Below are 8,027 nucleotides of genomic sequence, written 5' to 3' on the forward strand. Positions count from 1 at the left end.
CGTCGTCGAAGCGGTGCGTGCCGAGCTGGCTGACCGGGTGGCGGCCCTGCGCGCCGCGGGCATCGCCGACGACCGGATCGTGCTCGACCCCGGCCTGGGGTTCGCGAAGCTGGGCCACCACAACTGGGAGCTGCTGCGCCGACTGGACGTGCTGGCCGGTCTCGGGTTCCCGCTGCTGGTCGGCGCGAGCCGCAAGACGTTCCTGGGACGGCTCCTCGAGGACCCCGACGGCGAGCCGCGGCCGGTGGCCGAGCGCGAGGCGGCAGGGGTCGCGCTGTCCGCCCTGCTCGCCGCCGGCGTGGCCGGGACCCCGGTCTGGTGCCTGCGGGTCCACGATGTGCGCGCCCACCGCGACGCCCTTGCCGTTGCGGCACAGTGGGGCACTCAGAACGCTGATCGGGCAGCGACCGGGAAGGAACGCGCGTGACGGATGGTCCTCTGGATGAACTGAGCATCCTCGGCATCGAGTGCTTCGCACATCACGGCGTCTTCGACCACGAGCGGCGAGACGGGCAGGTCTTCAAGTTCGACCTCGTTCTCGGCGTCGACACCCGACCAGCGGCCGCATCGGACGACTTGCGCGACACCGTGGACTACGGAAGCCTCGTGGACCAGGTAGTAGCGGAAGTGACGAGGGACCCGGTCGACCTGATCGAGACCCTCGTGCAGCGGATTGCCGATGTGTGTCTGTTGGACCGTCGTGTTGAATGGGCGCGTGTGACCGTGCACAAGCCGGATGCGCCGATCCAGGCGACGTTCGCCGACGTACAGCTCACCGTCACCCGTCGTCGCGAGACGCCTGCAGCGGGAGACCGAACCGGAAAGGCAGAGGGCCCAGCATGACCGAGACCCCCAACCCGAACATCATCGATGCAGACACCCTGACGGGGGAGATGCGACCCATTCGTCGGGTGGTGATCGGCCTCGGCTCGAATCTCGGTGAACGGTTCGCGAACCTGCAAGGTGCAGTCGACGCGCTCGCCGACACCCCCAACGTCTGGGTCACCGGCGTCTCGCCGGTCTACGAGAGCGAACCGGTCGACTGCCCGCCGGACTCGGCGACCTTCCTCAACGCCGTGGTCCTGATCGACACCACGCTGTCGGCACACCGCCTGCTGGACCGCGCGCTCGCCATCGAGGACGCCTACGACCGGATGCGCAGCGACGTCAAGAACGCCCCGCGGACCCTCGACGTCGACCTGATCGCCGTCGGCGACCGCCGCAGCGAGACCGATGCCCTCCGCCTGCCGCACCCGCAGGCACACGAGCGCGCCTTCGTGCTGCAGCCGTGGAGCGACCTCGAGTCCGACGCCGAGTTCCCGGGCCTGGGCCCGGTCTCGGAGCTGCTCGCCAAGGTGGACACGAGCGGCCTGAAGCAGCGTGCTGACCTGGTCCTCGAGTTCGAGTGACCTAGGGCGTGGACCAGGACCCCGACAGCGGCAACCTGCGGCCCACCGCGCTGATCAGCCTGCTGGGCTGGGCGCTGGTGGGCCTGGTCGGTGGCTGGGCGGTCCATCCGCTCTGTGAGCGCCTGGGCGTCGTACCGCCTCTCGTGACGGCACCGCAGCCACTGGCACTGCTCCTGCTGGCGGCGATCCTCGGCTACGTCGCCTGGGCGACCCACCGGGCCGTCCAGGTACGACGCGAGCGGCTCGAGGCACACAAGGCGGTCAACCGGCTGGTGCTGGCCAGGGCCAGCGCCCTGGTGGGCGCGCTGGTGGCCGGCGGCTACCTCGGTTACGCGATCAGCTGGATCGGCGATCCGGCCGAGCTCGCTGACGACCGACTGGTGAGGTCGCTGATCGCGACCGGTTGTGCGGTGGCCGCAATGGTGGCGGCCCTCCTGCTCGAACGGGCCTGCCGGGTCCGCGAGGACGACCCCGAACCACGCTGACCGCACCTGCCAGCGGTCGGCTCCGTTGCAACCCGTGTGACTGTTGTGACAGTTGTGTCAAGCGTGTCGTCCGTCTCATCCGGTCCCGGAGGCTTACCGTTCGGACATGACTTCCCCCGCCGGCAACCGTCGTCGTCAGCGGTCCACTCGTCTCCTGGTGGCCGTCGCTCTCCTCACGCTCGCGGCGCTGGCCGTTGCGGGTACCGCCGTGACCGGTTCGTGGTTGCTGGTCACCGTCGCTGCTGCGGGCTCCGTGGTCCTCGGCGCGGCCGCTCTCAAGATCGCCCACACCGAACTGATCGCCACCCGTCACGATGCTGCGCGCGACCGCGCCGGCCAGGCCCGCGCCTACGCCGACCTGACCGAGGTCCGTACGGCCGAGAACGTCGAGTTCGCGGCCGACATGACCGGCAAGCTCGCCAAGCGTGACGCCACCATCTCGCGGCTCGAGAAGCGCCTCGGCGACGCGGCCTCGGAGCTGGCCGACGCCCGCCAGGAGCTGGCCGACGCCCACGACCAGGCCGCGGAGGCCCAGCGGGTCGCCGAGCGCCTCGGCGAGCGGCTCACCGACGCCGAGGAGCGCGCCGGCCAGGCCATCGTGCGCGTTGCCGAGCTCGAGGCCGAACTCGACGTCCTGCAGGCCGAGTGGCAGCTGATGGAGTCGCGGACCCGCGGGAGCGCTCGCAAGGCGGTCTGACGCCACGGCTCACGGGGCCGGGGCGCAGCCGACCCGCGGGTGGGTCGATCGGATCGTTAGGATTCACGACAACCCGTAAGTCGACCGTCCGCCGTACCTGAAGGATCCACTCTTGGCCTACGACCGCGCGCGAGCCCGGCAGTCCCTGATCCGGCTCGCGAAGTCGGGGCCCGGACGGATGCGCGGCCCCGTCGGTCGGGCGACGCGTCGTTTCCGGATGGGTTTCTCCGGTCCACTGGTCTCCGTGGTCCTCCCGCTCAGCGACGACGAGACCACCCGGATCGGCCCCTGCCTGGACACCCTGCGGTCCCAGACCCACCGCAACCTCGACATCGTCGTGGTGCCCTATGGCCGCCATGACAAGGTGCTGGACCTCGCCCGGGGCCATGCCGTCGCCGACTGGCGGATCCGGATCCGCGGCAAGGCCCAGCGGAGCCTCGCGGCTGCGCGCAACGCCGGCATCGCGTCGGCCCGGGGCGGGCTCGTGGTCGTCGCCAGTGGCGGCGACGACTTCCTGCTGACCGCCATCGCCCGGCTGGTGACGGCGCACGAGGCGTCCGGTTCGCCGCTCGTGGTCGGCCAGATGAAGGAGCCGGACACCGTCGGCTGGGTCCTGGACGCGCCGTACGCCGCCGCACACCACGTGGACGTCTCCCGCACCACCCTGGCTGCGTCGCCCGTGGCGGTCACGGACCTCGGGGTCGGCAACAAGCTGTTCACCGCGGACCTCTGGCGCACGGCCGGTCTCCGGTTCGCCGATGCCCAGCCCAGCGGCGCCGATGTCGCCCTCGGCCTGCTGCGCCACGCGTCGACCTTCGACCTGCTCAAGCAGGCGACCTACGTCCCGACCGGCCGCAAGGACGGCGTCGGGGTGGGCTCGGTTCCCGACGTCCTCTCCGGTCTCGACGCGTGGATCCACGAGCACACGCGGACCTGGCAGGCGGTGACCGCGCTGGAGCTGCCCGATGCCCGCGACTGGTGGTTGTGGGGCCTCCTGGACGCGGCCGTGCAGCCGCTCCTGGCCGACGTCGAACGTGCCGACGACCGGCAGTGGCAGACCCTGCGGGACCACGTCAGCATGCTGCTGGAGTCGGCCGACGAGACGGTCTGGGCGCGTCTGTCGGCGGAGTCGCGCATCAAGATCTGGCTGTTGCAGCACGACCATCGCGAACAGCTGGCGTCGTACGCCGCGGCGCGGTTGTTCGCCGGTGGCAGCCGAACGACCGTGGTCCGCGACGGCAAGGTCTTCGCCGAGCTGCCGTTCCACGACGACGAGGACCTCGCCATCCCGGCCGAGCTGTTCGAGATGTCGCCTGACGAGACGCGACTCTCGGCGGTGCTGCGCGACGTGCGCTGGGTCGGGGCCGAGGCCGTCGAGCTGAGCGTCTTCGCCGCCATCGACTTCGTCTCGATGTCCGCTCTCCCCGACGTGACGTGCGCCCTGGTCGACCAGGACTCGGGTGAGCGGATCGAGCTCGCGCTGCGCCAGGTCCGCGACCTGCGGGCCAACGAGGGGTGGGAACTGATGTCCCGCCGGTGCCAGGACGGTTCTTGGGGCGCCTTCCTCGCCACCGTCGCGGTGCCCGATCTGGTCGCCGCCTCCCGAACGGCAGGACTGCCGTCGGCAGGGCGCACCTGGCGACTCGACGTCACCCTCACCGTCGACGGCGTGACCCGGTCCGGGCCGGTCGCCCGCGTCGATGCGCAGGGCTCGGCCGGATTCGTCGGCGAGGACCACCTGGCGCCCCGGCCCGCCGCAGGCGCCCTGATCGGCTTCAGTCCGCGCGCCTCCCTCGCCGGCCTCCGGGTCCTCCCGGACACCGGTCCGCGGTTGCGGTCGGTCGAGGTCACCGGCCGCACCGTCAGCGGCTCCCTGGACGACGCCGGTCTCTCCCTCGTCGCGGTCCGCGCGGCCGCGGGTGCACTGCAGGCCCGCGCCGTGACCGTCGTGGCCGACGACGGGTCCACCACCTTCCGGCTCGACCTGCCTCCCGCCTGGACCGGCCAGAAGCACTGGTCGCTGGCCGCCCTGGGCGCCGACGGCACGGAGCACCCGATCGGGTGGCCCGCCGTCCACGAGCAGTGGCTGGGCGTCGGAGGTGGCGGGGTCGTCTTCAGCCGCAACGCCCACGGCCACGCCGAGCTCCTCGAGGCCGCCGGCGTGCTGGTCGTCGACGACGTGGAGGTCGACGACCTCGACGTCACCGTGACCGGCCGCTGGCTCGCAGCCGTTCCGCCCGCCGACGTACGCATCGAACTGGTGGGGCAGAAGGCCACCGTCCGCGGAACGATCGACCCCGAGGCCCCCTCCGGTGAGGTGCGCGTGGGCTTCCGCCTCGTCGGCGATCCCTGGGGCCTGCGCGAGGCACCGGTGCCGCTGGGCATCTATCCCGTCACCGTCGTCACCGGCGGCCAGTCGTCGATCGCCCCGCTCGGTGAGTCGGCCATCGACAAGCTGCACCAGTACACCGTCGGTCCGTCCTACACGTCGCGCCTGATGCGCTTCGGCCGCGACTGCAACATCGAGCTGCACCGTTCGATGGCGGACGACGAGCGCGGGCCGTACGCCCAGCAGGTGCTCCAGGACTGGTACGCCACCACGGACTTCCCGCTCGAGCGGGACGCCGTCTATCTCCAGTCGTACGTCGGTGCGTCGGCCACAGACAGCCAGTTGGCCATCCACGAGGAGCTGCGTCGTACGCACCCCGGGCTGACGATCTACTGGGGCGTTGCCGATGCTGCGTCGTGGGTCCCCGAGGGCGGCATCCCGGTCACCCTGAACACGCGTGAGTGGTACCGCGTCCTCGGCAGCGTCGAGTACCTCTGCCTCAACATCGACCCGGAGCGGTGGTTCGCCCGCAAGCCGGGACAGAAGATGCTGCAGACCTTCCACGGCTACCCGTCCAAGTCGATGGGCCTGCGGATGTGGCGGGGCAAGAACTTCACCCAGAAGCGGATCGACCTCGAGCTCGCGCGCACGTCGGGGGAGTGGGACCTGATCCTCACGCCCGAGCCGTCGATGGACGAGCACTACCGCCGCGAGTACGACTACGACGGACCGATCTTCAGCCACGGCTACCCGCGCGACGACGTCCTCGTGTCGGCAGACGCCACGGCGCTGCGGGAGGCGACCCGGCTCCGGCTCGGGATCCGTCCCGAGCAGAAGGCCGTGCTCTACGCGCCGACCTGGCGCGACGACCTGGCCACCAACTGGCGCAGCGCCGAGATGGTGCACCACCTCGACCTGGAAGCCGCCAGCCGTGCGCTCGGGCCGGACTACGTCCTGCTGATGCGCGGTCACCGGTTCCACTCGACGGCCACCACCACGGGCGACGGCGCCGCACGCTTCCTCGACGTGACCGACTATCCCGAGATCAACCACCTGATCCTGGCGTCGGACGCAGCCGTGCTCGACTACTCCTCGCTGCGCTTCGACTTCGCCCTGACCCAGCGCCCGATGATCTTCCTGGTTCCCGACCTCGACTCGTACGTCGGCGGCGTCCGGGGATTCCTCTACGACTACCGCGACTCCGCGCCCGGCCCCCTGGTCGACACCGCCGACGAGGCCGTGAAGCTGCTGCGGGACTTCGCAGGCCTCGAGCGCAGGTGTGCGCCCGAGCTGGCCCGGTTCCACGAGAAGTACAACCACCTCCAGGACGGCCAGTCCGCCCGCCGGGTGGTCGAGGCGTTCTTCGGCTGACGACCCCTCGGGCGACGACTTCGGGGGTTGAGCGGAGGGCCACTAACCTGTTCTCCATGTCGAACCCCGCGAAGAACGTGGCCGTCCTCCTCGCCGGTGGCGTGGGAAGCCGGGTGGGCCTCGACATCCCGAAGCAGCTGATCAAGGTCGCGGGCAAGACGCTGCTCGAGCACACCCTGGTCGCGCTGCACGACCACCCCGACGTCGACGAGCTGGTCGTGATGATGGCTCCCGGCCACACCGACGCGGTCCGCGAGATCACCCGCGCCGGCGCGTACCCGAAGGTCACCGCGATCCTCGAGGGCGGCGACACCCGCAACGCCACCACGCAGCTCGCGATCAACCACCTGCAGGCGAGCGCCGCGGGTGCCGACGTGCGGATCCTGTTGCACGACGCGGTGCGCCCGCTGGTCACGCCGCGGATCATCGGCGAGTGCTTCGCCGCCCTCGAGACGTACCCCGCCGTCGATGTCGCGATCCCGTCGGCGGACACGATCATCGAGGTTGCCGAGGACGACACGATCCGGAGCATCCCGCCGCGTGCGTCATTGCGCCGGGGGCAGACGCCGCAGGCCTTCCGCCTCGACGTCCTCGCGAAGGCCTACGAGATCGCCGCTGCCGACCCGGAGTTCACGGCCACCGACGACTGCAGCGTGGTGCTGCGCTACCTCCCGGACGAGCCGATCATCGTGGTGCACGGCGACGACCGGAACATGAAGGTCACCGAGCCGATCGACGTGTTCATCGCCGACAAGCTCTTCCAGCTGACCGGCATCGACCTGCCCCGCGCCCGGACGGACGAGGGCTACCGGACGGCGCTTGCCGGCAAGACGATGGTGGTCTTCGGCGGCAGCTACGGCATCGGCGCGGACATCGCAGCCCTCGCGTCGTCGTACGGCGCCACGGTGCTGACGTTCAGCCGGTCCACCACCAACACCGATGTGGGCCGACGCGCCGACGTGGCCGCTGCTGCGAAGCAGGCGATCGCCGCGACGGGCTCGATCGACTTCGTCGTCAACACCGCAGGCGTCCTGCCGCGCGGTGAGCTCCTGGAGACCAGCGAGGAGACGGTCTACGCCGCGACCGAGATCAACTACCTCGGCCCGATCTTCATCGCCCAGGAGTTCTTCCCGCACCTGGCCGCCTCGCGCGGCGCGCTGCTGCTCTTCACGTCGAGCTCCTACACCCGCGGTCGCAGCGGCTACAGCCTCTACTCCTCGGCGAAGGCGGCGACGGTCAACCTCACCCAGGCGCTCGCCGACGAGTGGGCCGACGCGGGAGTGCGGGTCAACTGCATCAACCCGGAGCGCACCGGCACCCCGATGCGGACCAAGGCGTTCGGTGACGAGGCGCCCGGGACGCTGCTCGATTCCCAGGTCGTGGCGCACACGTCGGTCGACGTACTGATCTCCGACCAGTCGGGCCACGTGTACGACGTCCGCAAGGACGACCCGTTCAGCCTCGGCGACTGAGCCACCCACGCATGCCCGCTAGCGTTCACGGTGTGAAGCGAATTCTCCTGCGGTCGGGGAAGGACCCGTTCGACGTGGTCAGCGTCGAGGAGTCGATCGAGCGCGACGTCCTCGGGACCAACGCAGGCAACCTGATCTTCAGCAACGCCGCCCACAAGATCCTCTCGACGCCGGACACCCAGGTGGTCTCCAACGGCCTCGTCGTCTACCGCGGGCTCGTCGAGAAGATCAACAGCGAGTACGACGCCTTCGTCGTACCCCTCG

Annotated in this window: 8 protein-coding genes; all 8 read left to right on the top strand. The window is 70.6% G+C overall.

Translation table 11 applies throughout. From position 1 onward, the window contains the following. Window positions 1–427 (top strand): dihydropteroate synthase (locus ACOADB_RS15625; RefSeq protein WP_378600369.1); only part of this gene is annotated, 427 nt, incomplete at its 5' end. Then, the gene (gene folB / locus ACOADB_RS15630) at window positions 424–843 is read left to right on the top strand and encodes a dihydroneopterin aldolase (protein ID WP_378600372.1); all 420 of its coding nucleotides are present in this window, start codon (window positions 424–426) and stop codon (window positions 841–843) included. The genes ACOADB_RS15625 and folB, both read left to right, overlap by 4 nt. Continuing rightward, window positions 840–1,409 carry a 2-amino-4-hydroxy-6-hydroxymethyldihydropteridine diphosphokinase gene (gene folK / locus ACOADB_RS15635; RefSeq protein ID WP_378600375.1) on the top strand — a complete coding sequence of 190 codons (570 nt, stop codon included), beginning with the start codon at window positions 840–842 and terminating at the stop codon, window positions 1,407–1,409. Before folB ends, folK begins: the two co-directional genes overlap by 4 nt. An 8-nt stretch (window positions 1,410–1,417) precedes the next feature. Continuing rightward, on the top strand, window positions 1,418–1,894 hold the full coding sequence (locus ACOADB_RS15640) for a DUF3180 domain-containing protein (protein ID WP_378600377.1): 477 nt from the start codon (window positions 1,418–1,420) through the stop codon (window positions 1,892–1,894). 106 nt (window positions 1,895–2,000) lie between these two features. After that, complete coding sequence (locus tag ACOADB_RS15645; protein ID WP_378600380.1) at window positions 2,001–2,591, top strand: hypothetical protein; 591 nt, start codon at window positions 2,001–2,003, stop codon at window positions 2,589–2,591. Between the two features lie 112 nt (window positions 2,592–2,703). After that, the gene (locus ACOADB_RS15650) at window positions 2,704–6,291 is read left to right on the top strand and encodes a CDP-glycerol glycerophosphotransferase family protein (protein ID WP_378600382.1); all 3,588 of its coding nucleotides are present in this window, start codon (window positions 2,704–2,706) and stop codon (window positions 6,289–6,291) included. 56 nt (window positions 6,292–6,347) lie between these two features. After that, window positions 6,348–7,763, top strand: a complete 1,416-nt coding sequence (locus tag ACOADB_RS15655; RefSeq protein WP_378600385.1) for an SDR family NAD(P)-dependent oxidoreductase — start codon at window positions 6,348–6,350, stop codon at window positions 7,761–7,763. Between the two features lie 32 nt (window positions 7,764–7,795). After that, window positions 7,796–8,027 (top strand): hypothetical protein (locus ACOADB_RS15660; RefSeq protein WP_378600387.1); only part of this gene is annotated, 232 nt, incomplete at its 3' end.

Origin of the sequence: Nocardioides sp. CPCC 206348, from assembly GCF_048654705.1 — a bacterium.
Lineage (GTDB): Bacteria > Actinomycetota > Actinomycetes > Propionibacteriales > Nocardioidaceae > Nocardioides.

What these genes read in the sequence shown, in the direction of transcription:
- ACOADB_RS15655 (WP_378600385.1), top strand. Translation starts at nt 6,348, where the DNA reads ATGTCGAACCCCGCGAAGAACGTGGCCGTCCTCCTCGCCGGTGGCGTG.
- folK (WP_378600375.1), top strand. Translation starts at nt 840, where the DNA reads ATGACCGAGACCCCCAACCCGAACATCATCGATGCAGACACCCTGACG.
- ACOADB_RS15645 (WP_378600380.1), top strand. Translation starts at nt 2,001, where the DNA reads ATGACTTCCCCCGCCGGCAACCGTCGTCGTCAGCGGTCCACTCGTCTC.